This window comes from Pseudoalteromonas luteoviolacea NCIMB 1942, assembly GCF_001625595.1.
Classification (GTDB): Bacteria; Pseudomonadota; Gammaproteobacteria; order Enterobacterales; family Alteromonadaceae; genus Pseudoalteromonas; species Pseudoalteromonas luteoviolacea_A.
In genome coordinates this window covers 1-22,790 of the sequence record NZ_AUXT01000182.1, presented here as the reverse complement: position 1 = coordinate 22,790, position 22,790 = coordinate 1, and the positions used below count along the sequence as shown (strand labels likewise).

At 41.9% G+C, this 22,790-nt stretch carries 19 protein-coding genes; 8 read left to right on the top strand and 11 right to left on the bottom strand.

Annotated elements, in window-relative coordinates:
• Positions 1 to 614: 614 nt before the first annotated feature.
• Complete coding sequence (locus N482_RS16580; RefSeq protein ID WP_063378091.1) at positions 615 to 1,739, top strand: FAD-dependent oxidoreductase; 1,125 nt, start codon at positions 615 to 617, stop codon at positions 1,737 to 1,739.
• Positions 1,740 to 1,855: 116 nt separating this feature from the next.
• Here N482_RS16580 and N482_RS16575 read toward each other — a convergent pair whose 3' ends face one another.
• From N482_RS16575 to N482_RS16560, 4 genes are all read right to left on the bottom strand, one after another.
• Positions 1,856 to 2,269, bottom strand: coding sequence for a hypothetical protein (locus N482_RS16575; RefSeq protein WP_155730622.1), 414 nt, complete (start codon positions 2,267 to 2,269; stop codon positions 1,856 to 1,858).
• 124 nt (positions 2,270 to 2,393) lie between these two features.
• The gene (locus tag N482_RS16570; protein ID WP_063378089.1) at positions 2,394 to 2,585 is read right to left on the bottom strand and encodes a hypothetical protein; all 192 of its coding nucleotides are present in this window, start codon (positions 2,583 to 2,585) and stop codon (positions 2,394 to 2,396) included.
• 602 nt (positions 2,586 to 3,187) lie between these two features.
• The gene (locus tag N482_RS16565) at positions 3,188 to 3,589 is read right to left on the bottom strand and encodes a hypothetical protein (protein ID WP_063378088.1); all 402 of its coding nucleotides are present in this window, start codon (positions 3,587 to 3,589) and stop codon (positions 3,188 to 3,190) included.
• A gap of 231 nt (positions 3,590 to 3,820) precedes the next feature.
• The gene (locus N482_RS16560; protein WP_063378087.1) at positions 3,821 to 4,213 is read right to left on the bottom strand and encodes a hypothetical protein; all 393 of its coding nucleotides are present in this window, start codon (positions 4,211 to 4,213) and stop codon (positions 3,821 to 3,823) included.
• A gap of 317 nt (positions 4,214 to 4,530) precedes the next feature.
• Here N482_RS16560 and N482_RS16555 point away from each other — a divergent pair, with 317 nt between their 5' ends.
• The 4 genes from N482_RS16555 to N482_RS16535 all read left to right on the top strand — a co-directional run bounded on the left by N482_RS16555 (position 4,531) and on the right by N482_RS16535 (position 10,416).
• On the top strand, positions 4,531 to 6,735 hold the full coding sequence (locus N482_RS16555; protein WP_063378086.1) for a serine protease: 2,205 nt from the start codon (positions 4,531 to 4,533) through the stop codon (positions 6,733 to 6,735).
• A gap of 295 nt (positions 6,736 to 7,030) precedes the next feature.
• Entirely contained in the window at positions 7,031 to 9,097 is a 2,067-nt protein-coding gene (locus tag N482_RS16550; protein WP_063378085.1) for an LruC domain-containing protein, read from the top strand.
• Between the two features lie 9 nt (positions 9,098 to 9,106).
• Positions 9,107 to 9,616, top strand: coding sequence for a hypothetical protein (locus N482_RS16545; RefSeq protein WP_063378084.1), 510 nt, complete (start codon positions 9,107 to 9,109; stop codon positions 9,614 to 9,616).
• A 566-nt stretch (positions 9,617 to 10,182) separates the two neighbouring features.
• Positions 10,183 to 10,416, top strand: a complete 234-nt coding sequence (locus tag N482_RS16535; RefSeq protein WP_063378082.1) for a hypothetical protein — start codon at positions 10,183 to 10,185, stop codon at positions 10,414 to 10,416.
• A 39-nt stretch (positions 10,417 to 10,455) separates the two neighbouring features.
• Here the strand turns inward: N482_RS16535 and N482_RS16530 are convergent, their stop codons facing one another.
• The 5 genes from N482_RS16530 to N482_RS16510 are packed head-to-tail and all read right to left on the bottom strand — an operon-like array spanning position 10,456 to position 16,060.
• Positions 10,456 to 11,508: a sugar phosphate isomerase/epimerase family protein gene (locus N482_RS16530; protein WP_063378081.1), complete on the bottom strand. Its 1,053-nt coding sequence runs from the start codon at positions 11,506 to 11,508 to the stop codon at positions 10,456 to 10,458.
• 17 nt (positions 11,509 to 11,525) lie between these two features.
• Positions 11,526 to 12,443: a myo-inosose-2 dehydratase gene (gene iolE / locus N482_RS16525; protein ID WP_063378080.1), complete on the bottom strand. Its 918-nt coding sequence runs from the start codon at positions 12,441 to 12,443 to the stop codon at positions 11,526 to 11,528.
• A gap of 53 nt (positions 12,444 to 12,496) precedes the next feature.
• Positions 12,497 to 13,012 carry a hypothetical protein gene (locus N482_RS16520; protein ID WP_063378079.1) on the bottom strand — a complete coding sequence of 172 codons (516 nt, stop codon included), beginning with the start codon at positions 13,010 to 13,012 and terminating at the stop codon, positions 12,497 to 12,499.
• Complete coding sequence (locus N482_RS16515; RefSeq protein ID WP_063378078.1) at positions 13,012 to 14,142, bottom strand: ferritin-like domain-containing protein; 1,131 nt, start codon at positions 14,140 to 14,142, stop codon at positions 13,012 to 13,014. Before N482_RS16515 ends, N482_RS16520 begins: the two co-directional genes overlap by 1 nt.
• A complete protein-coding gene (locus tag N482_RS16510) occupies positions 14,135 to 16,060 on the bottom strand; it encodes a GMC oxidoreductase (protein ID WP_081228021.1) in 1,926 nt (641 codons plus the stop codon). Before N482_RS16510 ends, N482_RS16515 begins: the two co-directional genes overlap by 8 nt.
• Before the next feature lie 446 nt (positions 16,061 to 16,506).
• Between N482_RS16510 and N482_RS16505 the strand changes: the two genes are divergently transcribed.
• The 3 genes from N482_RS16505 to N482_RS16495 all read left to right on the top strand — a co-directional run bounded on the left by N482_RS16505 (position 16,507) and on the right by N482_RS16495 (position 20,798).
• The gene (locus tag N482_RS16505) at positions 16,507 to 17,943 is read left to right on the top strand and encodes a glycoside hydrolase family 15 protein (RefSeq protein ID WP_063378077.1); all 1,437 of its coding nucleotides are present in this window, start codon (positions 16,507 to 16,509) and stop codon (positions 17,941 to 17,943) included.
• 337 nt (positions 17,944 to 18,280) lie between these two features.
• Complete coding sequence (locus N482_RS16500; RefSeq protein WP_063378076.1) at positions 18,281 to 19,111, top strand: hypothetical protein; 831 nt, start codon at positions 18,281 to 18,283, stop codon at positions 19,109 to 19,111.
• A gap of 31 nt (positions 19,112 to 19,142) precedes the next feature.
• Positions 19,143 to 20,798, top strand: a complete 1,656-nt coding sequence (locus N482_RS16495; protein WP_063378075.1) for an alpha-keto acid decarboxylase family protein — start codon at positions 19,143 to 19,145, stop codon at positions 20,796 to 20,798.
• Between the two features lie 63 nt (positions 20,799 to 20,861).
• Here N482_RS16495 and N482_RS16490 read toward each other — a convergent pair whose 3' ends face one another.
• Complete coding sequence (locus tag N482_RS16490) at positions 20,862 to 21,845, bottom strand: hypothetical protein (protein ID WP_063378074.1); 984 nt, start codon at positions 21,843 to 21,845, stop codon at positions 20,862 to 20,864.
• A gap of 390 nt (positions 21,846 to 22,235) precedes the next feature.
• A complete protein-coding gene (locus N482_RS16480; protein WP_063378072.1) occupies positions 22,236 to 22,577 on the bottom strand; it encodes a hypothetical protein in 342 nt (113 codons plus the stop codon).
• Positions 22,578 to 22,790: the final 213 nt, after the last annotated feature.

Below are 22,790 nucleotides of genomic sequence, written 5' to 3'. Positions count from 1 at the left end.
CAGATTTTTGAACACTACCGTGCTATTTGCGTAAAGCAGTTCGACTAACGGGGCTATCGCACCAGCCTTTCTTTACAATAACGCTTTTTCTTGAGGTTCTACTTATTTTCAGCAGCATAGCAGTTTGAATTGATTGGCTTCTTTTCTGCTGCAAGCTTACTACCTTTCAACTCTTCGTAAGCAACAAACTGCGACTCTTCACCTATAGGATAAGATTCGCATTTAACATTCTCCATTCGTTTTATACGCTGAGTAACTTGTCTTTCAAATAAGTCAAAGCGTCGGAGTTTTCTGGATAAGGGTTATCACTGTATGTAAATAGGCTGTCTAGAGCCTATCTTCTCAGCACCTCTTAAATTTTTAGATTTTTCTTCCTTCATTATGGTCCTTGAACGACAAATCTATCAATGCCTTTCCTTACTCTCGTCATTCCTATTCAAACCCACCATAAACAGTGTATTTAAGCAGTATTCGAAGAGCCTAATTTAAGCAATACATTTGTGACTGTCCCACCCTAAGTCGCTCTGGTAAATAGCGTCGTCTCCTTTCACTTTACATTTTGTCAAATTAGGTACAGTGTAATGTTATAACAAGTATAAAAAGGATGATTTACAATGAATAGACGAGATCTTTTGATTGGAGCGGGTTATAGCCTTGGTATGTTAGGGTTAGCCTCTTGCTCAGCAATCCCCAAAGCTACAATAAATAAGCAAAGCCGATACTCTCATTACAAACCGCTCTTATCCTCAATGGACAGAGTCACCCACTCAGTTGTTGGACTAAGGCCCTTTAGGCCACAAGGGTATCGCCTAGAGTCGGAGCAGCTCGAAAATAAAACCATTGTCCATAATTATGGTCACGGCGGTGGCGGCATCACGCTTTCTTGGGGTACATCTATCATCGCCGCTCAATTTGCGAGCAAACCCATGTCGCGAGATATTGCGGTATTGGGCTCCGGTGTCATGGGCTTAACTACCGCCCTGTTGCTAGCTCAACAAGGTTTTAAAGTCACCATATACGCAAAAGATTTTCCACCAAATACAACGTCTAACATTGCCGCAGCATTGTGGTTGCCTAGCAGTTACTTCGATAGAAAGGTAGCCACCTCGCAATTTTTAACACGAGACAAACCGATTATTCGTGGATCTTTTTCGCGTTTTCTCACTTACGTTAACCGTCCTCGTTACGGGGTATACTGGAATAATTACCACCTATTACTACCAGAGGAACGTAACTCGATAAGAACCCTACCTGGTGGCAATGATTTATATCCAGAACTCACGACAAGTACCGAAGATAATCTCTTCGGCTATCCCTATCAGAGTTATATGAAGGCGTTGATCATTGATCCTATGCTTTATTTGCCAGCTATTTTAGAAGATGCACAGCTCGCTGGTACCAAATTGAAATACTCACAGTTTAAAAGTGTTGATGACGTCCTCTCACTAAAAGAAAGTGTCATTGTCAATTGTACCGGGCTTGGCGCAAGCGCGCTCTTTAGTGATAATAGTATGTACCCCATACAAGGCCAATTGACACACCTGCTACCTCAACCCGAGATTAACTATTCCTATGTAGTGCCGACACCAGAAGGCTATCTGTACATGTTTCCGCGCAAAGGGTCGATTGTCATTGGCGGCACGGCAATAAAAAGAGCATACGATACAAAGCCTAATGATCAGCTGACACTTAATATGGTGAGAGGTCACGCAGACTTGGCTAAAAAATTAATCTCCTAATGCACTACCTTTTACTAAGGAAAAAACTAATAAGAGGCCATACAACAATCCGCAGTATGGCCCAAATCAACTCAAATTAAAGTTTAAAGACCGCCACCATGAATAACCTATTGTTTTTATTTAACTAAAATTACATACACTCGACCCAAAGACTTGGGTAACGAAAGGCCTACAGACGCTACTTTGTTCACGGGTAATTTGCACCCAAGTCTAAAGTAACCTCGCTTATGATGATCCTTTTGCAATTCGCCAAGCTTGATAGGGAACTGGCTAACCTTGCAATTGAGTTTTGTGCCAATACTACTCAAGCTTGTATGCTTTAAGATCAAACCCTTCAGCAATTTTACTTTTTCTGAGTCAGTGTGATTAGCTAATAAAACCAGTTCAGTGTCACCCAGAAGCCACGTCTCGTGATTATGTAGTAGAGACAACCCATGACAGAAGTTTGTATTTACGAAAACATCTAACTGGCCACTTCTTAGCGTGATCGTCGCGATGGTCTCTTTCAGTGCATGACTGTTGGCTAGCATACTTGCACTCAGTAGCCATAGCGTCATACAGCTGAAGATTATTTTTTGCGTTGCTCATCGACAGTATGTTCTCGTTTGAATCGCGCCATTATTTGAAATTGCTTTCATTTCAAAATTATAGCAGTTAGCTTGGCGTGTAGGTAACGTAGTAGTTTTCACCTTGATAGTCATAGCTCATGGTTCTTTTACCTTCACTATCTATAGTGTGCGTCAAATTTTGTACATCGCCAGCAGGGGGGCTAAGATCGCCACGCTCCCCACCGCCAGACAAAGGCGCGACTCGTGGTAAAATAGCCGTATTAACCTCACCGACCAAACATTAAAAACATAAGGTGGCGCATTTGATAGATGATATCTATATCCAAAGTCTTCATCAGGTAAACCGTTGCATAGCTCTAAATCAACATCGGAAATAGCACTACCATCCGGGTGATTAAACCCATACAGAGGGTAGCCATCATATCCGCAGCCGATATAGGTACACAGTTACCCGCCACGCCTATCGCAGCGTCAATTGTTGTTGGGGTTGTGGCTGTATGCGGCTCAAGCTTAATCGGTGCAGCATAGTCAATCGCAGGTACAGGGTTCTGCTCATTGGTCGCTGTTATCCCATTCGTCAGGTCATGACTTGGGGAGGTATCAGAAGTGATATATGCATAGTCATCATCACATGTAACAGTAACATCCTCTCTGGATACAAAGAGACAGATTGAGTAATACGTTCACACCGCGTCAGCTCGACCTACGCCTCATCATTAATTGTGTATTCAAATGTAAGTGTCGCATTTAGCTCACAGTCGCTATAAGTCACTTACTGTTGATAGCTGTCATTGGTTAAATTAGAAATGTCTATGCTCTACAGTGTTAAAGTCACTGCATCTCCATTTGTATCGCTACAAGACAAATAATTGGCAATATTTAGGCTTTCACTACTTGAGGAGACACTTGGCCGACTCGCTTGGCTATACACTGTGGACACTGGTTAGTAATTTGATATTGCAGCTGCACAGAAGTTTGCCCTCCACAGCCGTCCGATATCGAAATGCCGGCTGAATACTCACCGGTTGCTACATTGTCACTCTCAATAACCGAGGGCTCAAATGTCAGAGTATCGCCATCTGATTCAGCACATTGCAAAGAACGGCCCACAGACACACTACTACTTCCCCGTAATACAACCAACTGATTGGATGAACACGACGGTACATTATTTTGTTCACCAGTTACATTTGAACTATCATCAGAGCTGCTGCCACCGCACCCTGCTAATAGCAGATACAAAAAAGACACTGCATTTATTTGCACCACAGTTTTCGCCATATCATGCCCTCATTATTTCTAGTTTTTAGGTAAATATAGGATATTTTATTCAGGCCACATAGAATATGGTGAAAAAACTATTGTTAAATATGCAAAAATAAGGAAGTTTGATATACATCTAAGGAGCTAGGCGAGAAAGAGCTTTTAGTTATCGAGCAAATCTTATTAGGCAAGCTAGGCCAAACACAGTTGCACTGCACTTGACCTTAAATTTTGAATGAACAAAGCGTGCTACAACTCAGCTTCCAATATCGCTAAGGCCTTTTCTTCCGCTTCATCTACGTTACCATCAGCCTCAATGACTTTAACTACAAGCTCTTTGGCAAGCCGTCTCATTGGCTCATCTACAATATAATGTATACGATGTCTGATGAAAGACTCTATGTCATTTTGCTGTACAGCAAGCACTGACTTACCTAAACTGTCTTCAAGGTAGTCTTCAATCGCTATACTTGAGTTCCACTGTAAGCTTTTTGCCCAGTCATAGACCACTTGCTTTTCACTTTCGTCAATCTCACCGTCGACACCAATAAACAGTAAGGCGATGTCTAACAAGGACTCTTTTTGTAGTTGGTCAACACAGATACCCGTATCAAAGTGACTTAATAATTGCTCGAACTTCATTTTTTTCTCCTTACTATTTGACCAAATGTTAACGAAGGCAATCGTTAGTGACATTCGATTCCCTTGCTTAACTTAATCTAGATTTTTACGTTTGTCATAACGAAATGGTGCAATTTAGACGACTGTCATTTTTATTGGGATGAATTAGCCTTTCAATACACCCCACCGCCAAACTAATGAATAACCGTATGTAGCAAATCTCTAAGTTAAAAAACACATATGAATAACAAATACATAAAGTTAAGAATCGGACTAAATTGGACAAATCATTTTATTTTTATAGAATGGAGGTTTAATTACATAAAGCAGGAACAAATATGTATAACAAACTACAGGGATTGCTTCTTCTCGCAACAATTACCACACCACTTAGCGCTTACGCAAAAAGTAAAGTAGAGCCTCTACAGAGTCGTGGTATGGATTCACCTCGTATCGTTGGTGGACAAGAAACTGCGGAGTTTGCTTACCCATTTATGGGAAGTCTTCAATTAGATAATGGTCACTTCTGTGGCTTGTCATTTATTGGGGATAATAAGGTACTCACGGCAAGCCATTGTATCGAGGGGATCCCAGCAAATCGCTTTACCGTTAAATTCGAAGGTCATGACCTGACAGACGAGTCGCAATGGCAGACTTATAACGTAGTCTCTATGTCAATGCATGACCAATATAACATGGGATTGCAATACAGTAACGACATCGCAGTGTTAGAACTCGACCGTCCAGTAGAAAACATCAAGCCAATCAAACTCGCTGATCAGGTAATTAGAAATAGCCTTGTCGCCGGTGATAATTTAAAAGTCATGGGATGGGGCCGACTCAGTTCAGGGGGAGTAGCTCCCGATAAGCTGCAAGAAGTCGATGTACCATACGTCACCAATGAAGTGTGTAATAGCGCTGAATACTATGATGGTGGCATATCTGACACGATGATATGTGCGGGTTTTTCTGAAGGTGGCAAAGACTCATGCCAAGGTGACAGTGGCGGACCACTTATCGTACAAAAAAATGACGAATGGTTTCAGGTCGGTGTTGTTAGCTGGGGAGAAGGCTGTGCATTACCGAATAGACCGGGCGTCTATGCAGACGTAGAATCTCTATTCTATTGGGTACAATCAAAAGCGTCAGATTTTGGCTTTGGCCAAAATGAGTCGCATGTTTACATAGAAGATAAGCCATCATTCATAATTCAGAATACCTTCAAGAACACGTTAGATTACCCACTCTCAATTGCAGACTTCAGCCTGTCACAGCACGCCGAGGGCGTTCAATTCTCTGAGCAAAACTGCGCTAATACAGTGCTTGAACCGGGCGCACAATGTCAATTCACTGTGCTAACACCTAATAGCTCAAAGCATGATAAATATACTGTTGATGCAAGCATCACGTCTCCATCCACTAGCCTTTACTCAGCAGTTTTTGGCTATACAAAATTGGCTCAGTTCGAGGAAAGTATCAACGAGTTGATGTCGACACCGTCGAGCGTCAAATGGTCAACGGGTGGTAACGAAAACTGGTATGTAGGCGCAACACCAGAGCAAGAACCTACCCTCGTGAGCGGCGACGTCACTGACCGTGACGAGACCCCCGAGCTAACCGAGTCTTACCAAGAATCAACGCTAATGATTGACATCGATGACCTTCATATCAAAGATATTAGCTTTGACTATCTTGTTTCAAGTGAGCTCGGATACGATTTTGTTGGTATATTCCATAACGGTAAGCAAGTTCACATCGATAGTGGAGACGATAGAGAATACAAACCTTTTAATATCGAATTAATTGACGGTGCTAATCAAATTCGTATTGAATATTTGAAAGATTATATTGTCACCGTTGGTGAAGATAACGTCGCTCTCAAAAATTTCAGCACAACGTTTGTCAATACCGAACCAACTATTGAGCTTGCACAAACCGAATTGGATGTGCGTAGTGAGCTTGAATTTACCTTAGATGCTAGCGCTACTACAGACAGAGAAGATGATACGATTACATACTCTTGGGTTAAGCTTGCAGATGAGGAGCAACAGGTTGGTGAAGAGAGTGTTGTTACACTCAAAGCAGAAAAGACGACTGAAGACTTAACTGTTACATATCAACTAACCGCAACTGACGAATATGAGGCGTCTGCAACTGCGCTTGTTAAAGTAAATATCATTAAAAATAATGCGCCTACACTTTCTTTAACCAGCAGCAGTTCAAGTGTCCATGAGGGTGAAGCACTAACCATTAATGTAGTTGGCGCAGAAGATCCAGATGGCGACAACGTTACAATTAGTTGGGAACAAACTTCAGGACCATCAGTAACCTTACCTGGTAACCAAAGCCAATTTAACTTTGCTGCGCCAGATGTAAACGAAACAGGCAACATTGTATTCACTGTTACCGCAACCGACGATTTTGGTCTATCTCATTCTGAAACCGTAAGTGTTGAAGTCAAAAACATAGAAAGTGGTTCGCTTGGCATATTTAGCTTGTTTATGCTTGCTCTATTAACAAGCGTAAGACGTGTTAAAAAGTAAGCGATATTAACTACTCACCTATTTAAATAATAAAACATGGCTCTTAGTACTTAGGGCCATGTTTTTTAGAAATAATTTATCAAATATAGAGGAGTTATTTGCTTACTTGTGCCCAATGAATTGCCCTATCCTTCCGCAATTTTCGCTTTGTAGATTGCATTTCTCATTTTGAAACTGCGTCGCATATTGCAATTTTAGTAAATCATAAAATTAAAACCTCATTATTTTCAACAGGTTAAAACTGGCCCTCTGCTTGCAATACCAACGATAGCAAAATAAAACGTTGGAGAGTCACATGAAAAGATATTTATTAGGAGCCTGCGTCCTGTCGGCAGGCGTATCCGCCGCCCCATTCGATACATGCCCGTCAAAAGCATTTTTAGTGCAAGGTGATACAGCCACAATGTATGGCGTAAACTTGGTGTCTGGCGCTTATACGACCTTTGCCGAAAACGTGGGCACTGGAAACAAATTAAACGGCATTGGGTTTAGTGTACATGACCGCTACATCTACGGCTGGGATTACAGCAACAAAGACATCGGCCGTGTTGGCAAAGACTATGTCCTAGAGCCTATTATGACGTCTGGTTTTCCTGATACAAATTTTTATGTGGGTGATGTCGCGATACACGAAAATGCGTTTTACGTTTACAAAAAAGGTGACAGCCTAGGGTTATACAGAGTGTCTCTAGACGAAAGCAGTAGTGACTATCTCCAAGCCACTCGCATTATTGATGGCAGCTCATTGAACCTAAATATTTTTGATATGGCATTTGCGCCTGACGAGAACACCAGCCTAGCTTATAGCGTTGATAGCAACGGGAACTTACACAGAATTGATGTATCAAACGGCACAAGCTCTAACCTCGGTAACGTGGGTCAGTCCGGTACTTTTGGTGCTGTTTACTTTGATGTAGAAAACAACTTTTACATCAGCAGAAACCAAGACGGTCATGTATACAAAATTGACATTGATAACCCTGCAAACACACAACTTTTTGCCTACGGTCCAATTTCTAGTACCAACGATGGCGCACGTTGTGCTATCGCACCTATTATTGATGACAGCGAAGATCCAACCATAGATTATGGAGACGCACCAGATAGTTACGGTACGTCATTAGACGCCAATGGCGCTCGACACAACGTCGGTGATTTATTCTTTGGTGAAAGTGTGAGCGCAGAGTATCTGCCAAAAGCAACGGATGATGACAACGGCATCAGCTTCTTAACCAACATAGAAACCGGTTTCGATAGCCTAGTGTCATTTACCCTCTCAAAAACTGGCTTTGTAAACGGCTGGATTGACTGGAACAGAGATGGCGAGTTTCATGACTCCGAACGCGTGATCAGCCAGTACCAAGGCAGTGCTGGAGAGAATCGTGTGCTCGTGTCAGTACCAGTTGACGCAGTTGAAGGCAATACATGGGCGAGATTCAGAGTATCAAACAACAGCGATATTGCCCCACAAGGTGGTATTGACAATGGAGAAGTTGAAGATCTAAATGTTTCTGTAGTTGCAAGTAGTCTTATCCAAAACTCAACCTCTTGGAAAACAGCTGCTTTTGAAGACTTATGGCCACAAAAAGGAGACTATGATTTCAATGACGTAGTTGTGAGGTACCGCGTTGTTACTAGCCAAATTGGTAACCAGGTAGTTCGTTACAAAGTCGAAGGCGCATTAACGGCTGTTGGAGCTGGCTATCACAATGCATTTGCAATACGCATAAAAGACATAGCACGCCAGCATGTTGATGAAGCCAATATCGAACTCACTATAGACGGTGCTACTCAATCGGACAGCCCACTTGAAGCCGGTCGTGATGAAGCTATCGCTGTTATATTTGCAGATACAAGAGAAATAGTCCCTGTTCAGCCTGGATGTAAATTCTTTAGAACTGAAACTGGTTGCAGTGATATTCAAAGAGCACCTATTCCATTCGATATCACCATACCGTTATCAACAAGCTACAGTGCGAGTGTTGCAACCACCAGCAAAGTCGACCCATTTATTTTCGCTGTAGACGGCTACTACCATGGGCCTTTCGTCGACCAGAACAATGGTCGTGGCTGGGAAGTGCACCTCAAAAATCATGAACCAACAGAAGCATTCGACAATAGTTACCTAGACCAAGCTGATGATAGGTCATCAATCAATGGTTATTTTCAAACCTCAACAGGGTTACCGTGGGCACTTATTATTAACTCTCAATGGGACCATCCAATCGAACGAGTTGATATGTCTATCGCCTACCCACAATTTGTAGAATTTGCCCAATCTGCAGGCGCGCAATATACAACTTGGTTTGAGGATCCAGTACCAAATAACCAGTTCACCATCAGCAATGCATCACAAAACTAGGAGACTATTATGAAAAAGTTTACTGTAACTTTAATCACATTATTATTAACGGCTTGCGGTGGTGGTTCTGGTGGCTCTGACGAACAACCAACAAACTCGACAAGCCAAAACGTGCAAGCACAGAGCACAAGCGCTAGCGATACACAGGTGCAAACAGACACAACGCAAGAGCAAACGGCTGAAGAGGCGACGAATGGAGAAGGTATGGAAGCGGTAGTGGTTGATGAATCTTTTGATTTCAGTACCGATGTGCCCGTTTCCGTCTCAGTCGGACCAGATGTCGTAAGCAGCAGAGCGTTTATCAACATCTGCCAACAGGATGCCACGCTAACAAATGATGAAACCTGCTTTTTACGAGCGCCCATTGACAGCAGTGGGTTAACGGTAGAAATACTACTACCGCATTCGAAGCAAAAACTAAAAGCTGAGATTTGGTATTACAGCACAAGCATTGAGCCATTGGTGTTCACTTGGAAATTTGACGGGTCTTTAGAAACACAGCAGTGGAAAATTAACTAGTAACCAGAGGCTCTACCAGTTTCGTGTAGACTCACGATAGTCCAACGTAAAGCATATCTTTTGTAAGATATGCTTTTTTCGTTTACTATTTAAAATAAAAAATCAAACATTACCAACTCGATATTATTATAAAAACCAAATAAAAATAACCCCTCTTAAATTAAAATATCAATTAAAAAACCCGGCATTGAATTTATTAAATTAAGTTAAGTCAAGTTAAAATAAAATTCAATTGTAATCTTTGTTAATTTTACAAAATGCGTATTAGGTATTTTATATACTCAAAAGGAGTATATAAAAAAGCCAACTCTTACCATCAGCTCGCTGCCAATTTAGTAACAGCTCAAGAGTTACCAATTACTTATGAGTATGTACTCACAACTGATACGCTCTTAGAAAAAACAGCTGTCATTAAAGAATACAAGTACATACGCATCTACAAACACTTTTGAGACAAGTACAAACTCCCTCCCCACCAGATTAAAAAACTCAATCCAGAAAATAAAGAATTAATTACTCAAAAATTAAACTTATTAAAGAATCAATATCCTAACAATAGGTTCGTTATGATAATTTTTAGTCTCAGTAATTGGGCTGATATTCGTAAAGTACGATATATGATGAAAAACGTTAAACTTACAAAGAAAAACCTAAAAAAGTTGTCACTTGAGCATAATGGATTAGACAATATGAACACGCCTGCTGTGGCTGGCGGCATGTCTGCCGCAATGTGTCTAACTTATTCATTTAATAGTTGCTGTACCATGCCTGAAACCACGCCTTCTAAAGCAATCTGTTAGTACACTATCAATACGAAGTGGCATGTTAGGTGCCACTTCTTATCTGTTAGTATGGGTTAGCTTGCGAGAGTTCGATGATAACTCACAGCGGATTTTATTTAGCTTTGTCTGCGTAAAATCATAGGCGCTCTGTGCTATCTCATACGCATTTGGATAGCCATTTGGTGCGTCCACCTCGGGTACCCAAAATTTTCGGCGACTTAGCCTCAACCCATGATTGAAAGCACCTACAGCGTTAAATATTTCCACTGCAATCGGACCATTAAAACGATTCAATATAGGTGTGAAAATCGCTTCCCAAGGAAGCCAACAGTTTACCAGATCACCTCTATCTGGCGGTGACGCTTGCGCATAGTGTAGCCTCCCTTGATCGGCAATGTGGTCAATCTGTGCCTTAAACACCTCAGGACCATCACCGTCCAGCACCTCTTGTGCGCTATCTAGCACAACACCAACAGTGGGATTATCAATACCATCTAAAAAGGAAATTAGCTGAGCTAACTTATTCGGCCCAGGTGTTTCCCAATGACTTATTGGCTCAATAGCTAACTTAACACCTTTGGATGTCGCATATTCTCCCAGTAAAATAAAGCTCTGTTGTGCGGTCCTATATCGCGTCGCCAGTTCATCTTGCAGCTCGTCACTCCACACTTGCTCGCCATTTGGAGCGCGTACAACAAACCTCCCATACGGGATCACCATAGGACCCATCATAATGTCCCCGCCAAGTGCAGCGGTAATATCGATACGTGACTTTAAATAGGCGATGCCAGCCTCACGTATATTTGTGCATGACGAACTCGGATCACACTCCGTCGTTGCACCTACATTAGTCGCCACTTTAATATGCGAAAACCCTTCGTCATCCATCCGCTTACGAAATGCAATGTAGGCATCTAGCTCTTGTTGATATGTTGGAAAAGCGTACGCGGTCGTATCTTCTCTGCCAGGATGAAATTCAAACCCAGTATAGCCCATTTCTACCAAGCGGCGAATGTGTACCATCGCTTGGTCTAAAAATGCAGGGTCCTCTATCGCAAAGTTTGAACCAAACATAAAAAAACTAAAGTACATGTCTGAATTACGTTGCATAAAAACCACTCCTTGTATTACCAGCCAGTTACTTCTTGTAAGTACTTGCGTGCCATTTTCGCATACAATAAAGGATTGGCATTCACGGGATTTTGCTCTGCTTCTACTATCAACCATCCAGCAAAGTTTTTGTCTGCTAACGCTTGTAAAATCTCTTTGAAATCAAGGCAACCTGCGGGGTCTCCCGGCACGGTAAACACACCTCGCAATATTGCCTCTTTAAATGACAGATCATTGGCCAAACAGCAGTCCATCACTTCTTTGCGGATGTTTTTTAAGTGTACGTGCTTGATACGTTCGCCGTATAAATTAATAAACTCTAAGTTATCACCGCCTGCGAAAAATAGGTGACCGGTATCTAAACAAAAATGTACACAATTCGGATCTGTTAGTTCGGCAAGTTTCGCAATTGCGTCCATTGTCATCACGCCCGTGCCCATATGATGGTGATAACACATTTTTATACCTTGGCAATTTGCTTTATGGCCAAGTTCATTCAGTCCATTTGCCAGCCTGCGCCACTGCTCATCACTAAACTTAGGGGCATTTGGCACCAGTGCGATAGGCTGTTGATGAGATGACCCACCCAATTCCGCGAGCACCAAATCACCACTTTGCATTTTTTGCAAAAATCCAATTTCCTTGTCAAAGCTTTCAAATGTTTTCTCACGCATATCATTAATTGTAAAGTAAGTACTTACCCACGGCTCGGATATTTTTAAATTTCGAAGTTCTAATTCCCGCTTTAATTCTTCCGGGTTAGATGGATACTTGTGCCCTCGGCTACACCCTTCAAATCCTGCAAGTGCCATTTCACTGACAATTTGACCAAATGGAATACCGGTATCAATGTCTAAAAAATCATCGTTTACCCAGCCTGTTGGCGTGACCCCAAACTTAATTGTGCCCTCTGGAAACATGGTTAGTCGGCTCATCTTAAACTCCCTGTTGGTGATAATATATTTATCTAGCTAAAGTCGTCTTGCACCTACTTGCTAGTGTGAGTAAAGGGCTTAAACTGCCACCCATTGTCGAAGTGAATATTTGGTGGTGAACTCCAAGAACCATAGCCCGGCCCTTTCGCTCCAGAAGGGTTAGCGTCAATGGCTTGCCATAAAAGCCCTTCTGCGTATGACGCTGAATTGACGAAAAATGTCATGTCATCTTCGCTCATACCATACGCTTCTCGCCAAAAATGGGCCATGTGATACCAGGTGCCGGTATACCAAAGTTTGATAATATTTCGTGCCACTGGACCAAGCTTTTCGTCACCTAAAATGTGTTTTCGCAACGCCTCATTGAATTGCTCATGGTTTGACGCAGACTCGTACAGCGATACAAAAGTAGAGAGTAGCTCTTCTACAATTGCATGCCCGACAATACGAGTTAAAGTGTCATAATAATTTTGTACCTGCCCGGTCCCATTAAGAGCAAAGGCATTAAAGTCTGTAAGCGCACCAGACAGCTCAGTAAATTGTTGGACTAAATACGTTTGGTTGTCCATTACACGGTCTCCGCAATACAACGGTCATCATCAATTTGCGTCGTGTCCTGCCCAGTTACCTCAAATGTAGGACCACCATGGCTGCGAGGTTCGTTTGGGATCGGATTTCTAATCAGTTGGCTGGCATGCTCTTTTAACCTAAACATGCCACACACCGCGCCCAACAACAGATCTTGCTCTCCACGAAATGCCTTATTGACCATTGATAAAAACTGTTGGTAATTAAGGTTAAAAGCTTTTGCCGCAGCAAAAATTTGTGAGTCTTTAGGGTAATCCGCCATTTTGGGGTTACATTTGATGGGATAGACTTTTTCAAAGTCCACTTCAAACTTCTCACCAGAGGGCTTACTAGGCTCATCGCCTAACTTGTAAAACTGGCCAAGCTTTAATTGTTCAAATCGATAGTAGTGAGAGATCTCTCCCTCAGAGTCGAATATTGCATGTCCGTGGCCTTCTCCTTGCTCAATTATCAATGACAAAGCTTGGATTGCAGAGGCTTTATCCGTCACTTCAATGACATGGCCTCCCCCTGAGTAATAGTACTTACTTGAGACTTGTAAACTCGGGTCTCCAGTAAAAATGGTGCTTCCATTTTGATTCGCTTGAGCCTCTAAATATTCAACCCCCTCAATAATGGCCTCGTAAAAATCACCAATGCTATAAAAGCTATACTCTTGTGCACGTTTAGGGCTTATAGCTTTTAATTGAAACGCGGCATTATTATTTCGTACTATGCACCCTCTTGGCCCCATTTTATTGTCTTCAACTTGAGTTTTTGAAGGGCGTTCAATTTTTAGAAAGGTCTCCAATGTTTCTGGAGAAAACTTGTCGATTGACACCATAAAGTCTGTTTCACCATCGGGTAACCGAGTCGGAAAATCAGGAACAAAATCAGAAGCGGTTAAATCTGGATGTTTACCCACTGCATTTAACACATTGGCAGATAAAGTCATATGGAGCATTTCTTCAACAAGTACAGCTCGGATTGCCGCGCTCGCCTCGATATTGGTTTCTGGGTGAATACTATATAAAGCAGTGAGGTAAGGCGGGATAGTCGCATGCTCCAATTGAATTGCAGCGTCTAACATATGATACAGGTCACTGATATCATTGATTATACGATCACTCATTGCTCGCTCCCTTTGCTATTTTGTAATCTGAATCTGACACAACCCCCACTGAATACTGGTTCAACGCTTCAATAATATGCTTGCTGGTTTTATAGCAAAGTGCGGCCAAGGTAAGGGTTGTGTTTGAAGTGCCAATACTGGGCATACTGCCAGAACCTATAAGATATAAATTATTGTGATCCCACGACTTTTGATTTTCATCTACCACCGAATTTTTCGCACATGTCCCCATGATATGTGTTCCCGAAAAATGGTTCCCTCCCCGAAAGTAATAGTCTTCCCCCTCGTATTGAAAGTGCCCATAATCCAGTGATGAGTAGCTAGAAAAGTCCTTTGCTCCCAAACGCTGAAAAAACACCTTTGAAGTATGCCTAGAATAAGCAATACCTGCTTTTGAGTAGTCAGATAACTGATAATGAATAACTGGACGTTGGTTACCTAGCGCATCTAGATACTCTTCATCAACCGTAACACTGTTACTTTCATCTGCCGTCTGTTCAACCATAAATGCGAACAGCAACTGGTTAGAAATTCTATCCACGACACTTTGGCGCATCTCACGACCAAACTTATTCTCTTCATCCACCAGCGATTCAATATCAGCAAAAGGTGAACCGGTTGCCCACCCCCAACCATCATTGTGAATATCCACACCAAATGGCGCTTGAGACTTGCGACCTTCACCATGTCTGAAATCGGCAATACCAGAAGTACATTTGGTTCCTCGCATAGTCCCTGCGGCTTCTGGTAGCAGACCCCAAGCAAGCAAATAAGTATGATCCATCAAGTTTTTACCTATCAAGCCGCTTGAGCTTGGTAATTTTGATGCCAACATTAGGCGCGCATTTTCAATGGCATTAGTTGCTAAAACGAATATTTTTCCATGGATCTGGTGGACCGTATGCTCAGTAGACGACGTTGAAGAGTAATGCTTGAATTCAATGTGCTGAATACTATTGTCACGCTCATTTACCACCACTTTACTTGCCACCGCTTGCGGTAAAAAGTCTAACCTGCCCGTTTTCGCCGCAGCGACTAATGTTTTTCTCGCATCATACTTTGCCTGTACCGGACAAATAGGCACGCAGTTATTGTTACCTTGACAGCGCCCGCCATGCTCTACTTGATAGGTGCTTAGCGCGCCGACAGGAGTAAAGCCTTGACCTTTGTTGTAGCGCTCATTTGGTATGCCGTTTCGCCCCTGTGGAAAAGGCCTCACCTTTACGGTATGTGTTTCACCACTTAACACAAACTCTGTGCCATCAATACCTTGTGCGACAACCTTATCTAGATATGAGGGAGGCAACCCATACATAGGGTAAACATACCCCGGCTCGTATTTGATACCGTAAAACCCCTGCTCCTCGACATCTGCCGACACACCAATTTCTCGCTCGGCCATTTGGTAAAACGGCATTAAATCGTCATAGCTAATTGGCCAATCTAATCCCACACCATATTTGGTTTTTATTGAAAAATCATCGGGTAACATGCGCAGAATTTTTGCTTCCCAATGCATTGTCGTGCCACCAGTCACACGAGTGTAGGTACTATCTAAGGCCAGAGGACCATTTTGCACCATGTATCCTTTGGTATCCGCAACCCCAGGCTTGAGCTTACTAACATCTGTTGAGCGCGGCATGCGTGCATTTGGGTTGTCTGGGTACGGTGAGTTGTTATCTTTCGATGCATTTGCATAGTAATTACTGAGGTATGATTTGAACCCCTTATACGACATATCCTTGGCGGGTGCAGCTTCCAGCATCAAGACATTTAGGCCTTTAGCCGTAAGTTCTTTAGCAGTGATCGCCCCACTAATACCTGATCCAATGATTACGGCATCGTACTTCCTATTGGCTGAATTTTGAACTGCTGAATCAGGTGTTACTTGTTTCATTGTTGAATTTTCTTCACTCATACAAGTCTTCCCGCTGTAATCCATTAACAATAACATTAACATTAAAGCTAAAAGTCAGTGTAGCAGATAATTTAAAGCGCAAATAAAAAAGTAAATATATCAGTTTCCATATAAGGAAAATCCAATAAACCATCTCCAAATTCAATAAATTTGTTCCAAAAATGCTTAAAATAGAACAAAAAATCAACTTTAATAAAAAACCATTATTTGCCTTATAACGACTATTCAATAAAAAAATACTTTCCCAACTAAATTAATCACTTGTTAAAAAAAATTAAATATTGACGTGAAGAGCCACATTTTGTGTATATACTTTCCGATGCGCCTTGACGCGATACAACGGATTGCCAATGTGAGACATTGAGTGCGTTAATAAAATGGTTTTATGTTTGGCTTCTCACACAGACATTCCGAGAATTTCAACCCGATTTACTCTTGGAAAACTTATGACAACTCAAACTAACGTTGTACTTAACACAGACAGTTCTTATGTGGCCTCAATTGCTGCTGAGCCTTTAGACAAGTGGACAGTTACGGCGAGAAAACACGTGCTGGATAAAATGGTTGCCAACATCTCTCCAGAAGATGGAGAACGAGGAGCCGTACTTGCTTCCCCCTCACGCTCAAACCCAAATTACTACTACCACTGGGTCAGAGATGCCGCGCGAACAATGAGCGAAATTGCCAAACTCAATGGTTTAGACCGTCGTAACTTTAAAGACAAGTACTACGATATGATGATCGACTATGTCGAGTTTTCTAAAATAAACCAAACAACGCCCACAGTAAGCAACAGCCTAGGGGAGCCCAAGTTTTATGTGACTGGGCAAGCTTTTAACGGCCCATGGGGACGGCCTCAAAATGATGGTCCAGCACAGCGCGCGCTCACCATCACTCGCTGGGCAAATATCTTACTGGCAAATGGCGAGAAAGAGTATGTAACAGGCACGCTCTATGATGGCCAAGAGCCCTCTTTCAGTATGATAAAAGCAGATTTAGATTTTGTTGCCAATCACTGGCAAGATCCATGCTTTGATCTTTGGGAAGAAGTTGACGGTACTCATTTTTACACCCGTATGTTGCAACGCACTGCACTATGTGAAGGCGCTGATCTCGCAGCTAAACTGAACGACAAAGGCGCCGCAGATTACTACAACGCTCAAGCTGCCAATATCGAACAAGCGATGGCTGACTTTTGGGACGAAGACAAAGGTTACTATATGTCGACATTGAACCGTGTGGGAGGGTTAGATTACAAAGATTCTAATCTAGATGTCGCAACTACTCTTGGCATTTGTCAGGCTTTATCTGACTCTCATCCATTTTTAAATCCACATGAAGATAAAGTGCTGGCAACCGCATACGCTTTACATCAAGCATTTGACCCTCTTTATCCAATTAACGCCATTGAAGAAACCACCTCAGGTGATCCGGTTGCACCGGGAATTGGCCGCTATCCAGAAGACAAATATGCTGGTAGCGCTCCGCTCAGCCAAGGCAACCCTTGGTTTTTATGTACTGCCTCTTTGAGTAGTGTTTGCTACAAAGCGGTCGTCTTGTTTGTAGAACAAAAAAGCATTGAAATAAACAAGTACAATATCAATCAACTCAGCATGGCACTCTCGCATGAAGACCCGAACATCACCCTCGAAGTTGGAGAGTGTTTTAGCAGTCGCACCAAAACCTTTAAAGCCATAGTGCAAGGTCTTAAAACACTCGGGGATGCGTATTTGCGCCGTATACAAATTCATTGTGGCGAAAATGTTTCTCTTGCAGAGCAATTTAGTCGTTATGACGGCTTCATGACCAGTGCCAACGATTTAACTTGGAGTTATGTTTCAGTTGCCATTGCAATTGACCTACGCAACGCAATAAAACTATAAGCAGTTCAAGCCCCGCAATGCGGGGCAAATACCCTCAGTAATTAACTAGCTAAAAGCTAATCGTTGTAAGACCTGACGTATAGGTGATTTCCTTTCGAGCTAACAGTCAAGATGGATATAAATGGATATTTCTTTACAAGGTAAGTTTGCGGTTTGTAGCGATTTTATTCAAAACCATAGGCACTTGTGCTTAACAAGTACGTTCACCTCTCTGTTGGTTTCTAGCTTATTGCCACATTTTGCAGCGTGCGAATACGTATGTTGGCCGCTGCGCCTGAAATACCTTTGTATTATCGACACACCCATACCCACCATAGACAAACCATGAGTAATTGTTATGAATATACCAATCACCAACCCGATAAAGATAGTCGTAAAACATACCGGCGATGTTCGCATACACACCTTCATCTCATCCTATGAAGGTGACAATATTGCCAATGCAACACATATTATTGAGAGTAAAAATGTGCTAGTCCTGATTGATGGCCAATTTTTAAAACCCTATGCACAAAAATTTAGGGAGTATGCGGACAGTTTAAAGAAACCCATTGCACGTCTTTATCTGTCTCATAGGCACCCAGATCACTGGTTTGGGTTAGGTGATGCTTTTGCGGATGTTGAAATCTACACGCTGCCAGAGACCATTGATTTTTTAAAGCAGCATGGTGAAGCCTCTCGCGAAGACCATATGGGTAAACTTGGCGATCTAGCGCCTGATAAAGTTGTCATACCTCAAAACTCTGTCAGTCCAGGTGTCGAATTCATCGACGGTCTACAATACGTTATTGAACGCGTCATCGATACTGAAATTGATTACGGCATTACACTTAAACTCCCTGAGTTGGGCGTGTTTATCGCACAAGACCTTATATATAGCGGTACACACTTATACCTCACTAAATACCTAGATCACTGGATGGAACAGTATGAGGACATGCTGACATCAGATTACGACATATTCTTGCCTGGCCACGGCGCTCCCGCAGATAAAAAAGAAGTGACAGAGAACTTAAAGTATTTAATTGCAGCAAAGCAAGCGATTGATGATGGATTGAAAAATCAGGATTTTAAACAGTTTATGCTGCAAAAATTTCCAACTCGACAGTGCCCTGCAATTTTCGACATTTACCTGCCAAGGTTGTTTGATGGCGCGAGTGAATTTTAACTTCTTTGACTAAATACATAGGTAGAACAGCATGGATACACAATATACCGTAGGACAATACCTCACCGAAAGACTTGAGCAACTTGGCCTGAGACACCTTTTCTCCATTGCCGGAGATTACACCATCGAGTGGCTCAATAAGCATATTGAGCCCAGTAGTATCGAGCTAATAGAAGAAGTAAACGAGCTAAATGCGGGCTATGCAACCGACGGGTATGCGAGACTAAATGGCATTGGGGCAATGTGTTTCACATACTCCGCAGGCACACTCAGCGCGGTCAATGCGGTCGCGGCATCTTATGCAGAAAGAGTACCGGTAGTTGTGATCAACGGCGCTCCGAGTATTCAAAAGCGACTCACTGCGCAACAAACAGGATTTATCTATCATCACATGATCGATGGTGAGACAGATTTAAACATCTATAAAAACATCACCGTCGCAGCCATTAAAATCGATGCGCCAGAGCTTGCGCCACAATTAATTGACTACGCATTGACTCAGTGTATCTCTCAAAAACGCCCAGCTTACATAGAGCTTTTAGAAGATATGGTACAGCAGCCGTGTTCAAAACCTGTGGGTCAATTGCAACCATTGAAACCAATCCCCTATGAAGGCGGCGTTGACCAATCTATCGAAAAAATTAAACAAGTCTTAGAAGCAGCTGAACGCCCTATCGTCTGGTTAGGCGCAGAGGTCGACCGAATGGGACTACATGACCAAGCCAATGCCTTAATCAGGAAATTAGACCTCCCTTATGTAACAGAACTCATCAGTAAGGCAGTATTCTCAGAAAACGACCCACTATTTGCTGGGGTCTTTGATGGACAGGCTTCATCAGATGTAACACAAGCTTTGGTCAAGGAATCTGATTTTATTCTTGGATTAGGTGTCTGGCTATCGGACATCAATTCGCTAGGCCAAAGCGTTGACTACGATAAAACAGCTTTAATCGCTTGGGACACAGTTAAGCTGGGAACCTACTTTGTCCCTCAAGTTCCGTTAGAAAACTTTATTGACGCGTTGACCAATCAAACGATTAACTGCGCACCGCCATGCGCTATTCCAGAATCTTCAGTACAACCATGTCAGAACTTTTCAGGTGACATTTCTTATCAAGGCTTTTACGACTTTATTCAAAGCAGAGAATACATTGGCGACAATGTATTAATTGGCAGTGACGCGAGCCTTAACTTTTTTGGCAGCTTGCTGTTAAAAGTCGGAACACCAAGAGGCTTTGTTGCTCAGCCTACTTACTCATCCATCGGGTATATCGGCCCAGCAGCAACAGGAATGAGCTTAGCAAAACAAGAGCACCAGCGCGTGTTTATATTTACCGGTGATGGGGGCTTTCAAATGACACCACAATGTTTGTCAACGCAGACACGGTTTGGCCTCAACCCAATTATATTTGTTATGGACAATGGCGTATATGGTGTAGAGCAATGGTTATACAATGCAGAAATCTTCTCCAGTGACCAACCGTTCTTTGACTCCTGCATTCTACATCAGTGGGATTATTGCAAGCTTGCGGATGTGTTTGGTTGCAAGGCTTGGCAGGTAAACACCTATGAAGAGCTTGATGAAGCAATTTTAGGCGCTTTAGAAAATGCTCATTCGCCTTCCCTTATTCAGGTGAAAGTACCCGCTAAATCTCTTCCTGATAATGCTAAATGGAAGAAAAAATAGTTGAGTTGTTTCAATTAACAATACATAAGCCAGTATGACCACGCTGGCTTATTCATGTCAGACTTAAAACTCATGTTTTATCGAAGCGATAAACTGCTGTGGGTTGTCTACTCCTAAGTAAATTCTCTCAATCTGCCCTATCGGTTCAGCCAGTACCAATTCAACGTTTGGCACACCAGAATAGTTGTAGCGTTTTATATTTTTTTCACGAGCAACAAACGTATCGTTACCGTTAACACTCGTGATATTCGATAGCGACACCCTAAATGGCTGATATAAACCATAACGAATGATTAAATCATGACCATCAATAGAAATGGGCCTTTTCGCAAAAGCCCGGTACTCTGCTAAAAAGAACACCAAACTTAGTGCACTCAAAGCTGTGACAACATTGGCGGCCATTGGTGACCAGACAAAATGCAAGAGAAGGTGCATCAACGGCATTTCTAAGGCAATTAAAAAAACAAAGCCCAGTAAATTGCTCTGAGATCCATCTTTCTGATGATAGGTAAAATGTTTTGAACCTTGATAGTTCTCTGACTTAACGCGCATAGCAAATAACGTAAATGTCCACATTCTTGTTTCAAAATTAAGAATCGTTGCCACAGCACTTTTACCTAAAAACCTTTCAATGGGTTGTGATATTGCCAAATCAGGATCAACGTCGTCATACAGCGCCGTTTTAATCGCGAGGATCACCGTAACAATGGCAGCCGCTTCAAACAATAAAATGAGCGCCGAAACAACATAGCGACCATTTTCGAGATAAGGCCATATAAACTTGCTACTTTCTGGGATTATGTAACTTCCTACCCAAACTGCAAGACAACAGAGAGCGACAGCCTTAAGTAACGCTTCCTTTTTGTTTTTCACTGCCAAAAAGCAAATAATTGGCAAGACAATAAATGCGTCGAGTAGATACAAGAATTCGAAGTTCGCTTGTCCGAAGTCGTTCAAGCTACTGTTGCTTTGGTAGTAAAACCCCCACCAAATTGAAATGACAATAAAGAAAAGCAGTGGAAATTTTGAAACGACAGAGGGCGACACAACTATTAATCCAAAAATAAGTATTCAATAGTCTTAAAATAACAGAACTAATTTGGGTACACAATTACGCAACAATAATTAATGAATGATTACATAGCCACAGAGCACCGATTACTCGCTGCGCTCAACACTGTTAAAATTAACGCTCTTCATACCAGAGGCTGCAAGAAACAAACGAGGCTGAAGAAACGTCTGCGCCTTCAGAGCCATATATACAAGTATCCATTTTAATTCTAGATCCCTAAAAAACGATTTCATGAAGGACAAATCCCAAAGTACACGCGTTGAGCGCGTGTATGACAGCAATTGAATCATTTTAATAAGTGGCTGTGGGTAGAAAGACATGCTGACCTACCTACGTGGCAAGTCAGTAAAGTGAGCATAGCGGTGTTAGAGGTCTTTTAAGAAAATGAAATTGTAGATTGCATGTTTGCTTTTCAATTCTTGCTTGGTCGATGCATTCAGCGGGTTAGATTTAACATTAAGTAAAAATAGTTTTCGGTTTTCTGAAATTGACAAATGCCTAGTTTTATTTTCCCCCAGTCTTAAACTTTTTAAATTAGGTAAATAATCAGTATTAATACATGATAAATTATTATTGCTCAGAGACAACTCAGTAATCATGACGCCACTGGGCAAGGATACCCAACTAATTTGGTTCCAACCAAGCTCTACATAAGTAAGCTTAGTATTGTTAGTTAAATTAGCCGAGTAAAGCTCATTGTTCATCATCCCCAATATCTTTAATTCTTTATTTTTATTTAGAACGATTGAAGTGATGTCGTTTCAGGACATAAAAAGCACCTAACTAATTGTTATTTATAAGGTTAATATTATTTTCTTATAACTCCAGTATAGTCAATACTTTATTTTCAGCAATATCAATATCTTCAATATAGTTTAAAGCTAAGTTAAGCCTTTTAAGCAGGGTGCGAGCACACTTTG